At 19.3% G+C, this 1,796-nt stretch carries 3 protein-coding genes and 1 pseudogene; 2 read left to right on the top strand and 2 right to left on the bottom strand.

Going from position 1 to position 1,796, the window contains the following annotated elements; translation table 4 throughout:
- Both M0D11_RS05815 and M0D11_RS05820 read left to right on the top strand, forming a co-directional pair.
- Positions 1-363, top strand: a pseudogene (locus tag M0D11_RS05815) (hypothetical protein); the annotation flags it as partial.
- Between the two features lie 17 nt (positions 364-380).
- The gene (locus M0D11_RS05820) at positions 381-551 is read left to right on the top strand and encodes a hypothetical protein (RefSeq protein ID WP_252320946.1); all 171 of its coding nucleotides are present in this window, start codon (positions 381-383) and stop codon (positions 549-551) included.
- A gap of 18 nt (positions 552-569) precedes the next feature.
- On the opposite strand, the gene M0D11_RS07015 is transcribed toward M0D11_RS05820, so the two are convergent.
- Together M0D11_RS07015 and M0D11_RS05825 are read right to left on the bottom strand one after the other, a co-directional pair.
- A complete protein-coding gene (locus tag M0D11_RS07015; protein ID WP_256468456.1) occupies positions 570-698 on the bottom strand; it encodes a hypothetical protein in 129 nt (42 codons plus the stop codon).
- Positions 699-833: 135 nt separating this feature from the next.
- Positions 834-1,154 (bottom strand): hypothetical protein, encoded by a 321-nt coding sequence (locus tag M0D11_RS05825; protein ID WP_252320948.1) that lies wholly within the window; start codon positions 1,152-1,154, stop codon positions 834-836.
- Positions 1,155-1,796: the final 642 nt, after the last annotated feature.

Raw genomic sequence — 1,796 nt, forward strand, 5'->3', positions numbered from 1 at the left:
CTAAGTGCCAAGTGCCAAGTGCCTATTAAAGAAATTATCGCAAACTATCAAGCGGGTTGATGAGCAACTAATAACATAATTAGTGTTAGTACTCATGAATATGGTCATGCTTTCGATAATTTTTTATCATTAACGGATGCTGATCGTAGTATGTTTAATAACAATTGAAATTGACCTAAAAATAATAAAATCGAAAATTGTTTATTTAATAAAAATATTTTTAAAATTAATAATGATTATTCATCTGTTTGAAGAGCACAAAATCACGTGATGAGGCCGCCAATTTCTGATTGTAGTCAATTATTAATGGATTACTTAAATGATAAAGTTAATATTAGTAATAGTGATTATCAAAAAAAATAGTATTCCCAATGATTATTGTGCAAAGTAATTATGGTCGTATATTTTGAAGCCAAGCAAAACCCTATAAAAAAGGTGAATTTTTTGCCGAAGCCTTTGCTGAATGATTATTAACGCCGCAATCTGGACGAGGGTGAAATTGAAAATTATTAAATGATTTTTTTATTAAAAAATTACCAACTTATTTATAAATTTTTCCATAAAATATTTTAATTAATAAACTTTTTTAATTCTTCTGTTTTTAAAATTCCTAGAATTTTATTAAAATTAATATTATTTATATTAGTTAATCTTAATAATCTTGTATTTTTAATAGTTTTTAATTTATCAAATATCATAGATTTCCTATCTTTTTTAATTTTAATATTTTAATCCAAGAAGTCTATTATATAGAGAAACATGAAGCAATATTAATAAAGGAAAATTATATAAAATAATAACCTAAAAATAAAATAATATTTATTTTTTACAAATTAATTATTATTAATAAGTTTTATTAATTTTTTTTGTCTAACAAAATAACCAATTAAAATTAAAACTCCAGGAATAACAAATGTTGTTAAACTAAATAAACCTGTTAAAAATAATCATTTTTCTTCAATAAAATAATTATTTAAACAAAGTAAAAAGGGAATCACTTGAAATAGTCCATAAATAATTATTAAAATAATAACTAGTGAAAAATAATTAAAAAATGTAAATATTCCATAAATAATACAGCTAATAAGTAATATTATTGACATAATCATTCCAATTATTAAACCTATTTTAATAAAATTATTATTATTTATCATTTTTTCATTACTCCTTTTTTTACTTTATATAAAATTTTAATATAAAATGTTATAATATTATTATACTACTTATGGGAGAAAGATAATCTAATGCAAAAAATAAATATTTTGTTTAAAAATCAGATTCAAAAGAAAATTAAAGTAAATAATTTATTAAAACATAAAAATCAAATTGTATATTTTTATAATGTAATTGTCTTTAAAACATATATATTAGTTTATTATTATTACTATAAATAAAAAATACAAACTTAAAATACTACCAATTGACTTTCCAATTGATAATACTACTACTTTTTCATCTAAAATAATAATTTAACAAGTTAATATTATTATTTTTTTTTAAAAGAATACTATAAAAATAGTAGCACTGCTTATAAAAAAATAAATAATATAAAAACTTTTTTCTAACTAAAAGCAGATTGTAATTTGAAGTGTAAAACTTTGAATTACAATCTGCTTTAATAATTTTATATTATAACTTTATTTTAAATATTTAATTAATAATCTATTGCAAATTTCAATCCATACCCTAAACTTCTAGTTAAATAGACATTAGAAAATGACATATCGAATGTTAATTTTGCAGGAAATAAAATTGAATGTGTCAATCAAAATTATCAAAAAATAATGCAGTAGTTA

The sequence above is a fragment of the Spiroplasma endosymbiont of Lariophagus distinguendus genome (assembly GCF_023846195.1).
Lineage (GTDB): Bacteria > Bacillota_I > Bacilli_A > Mycoplasmatales > VBWQ01 > Spiroplasma_E.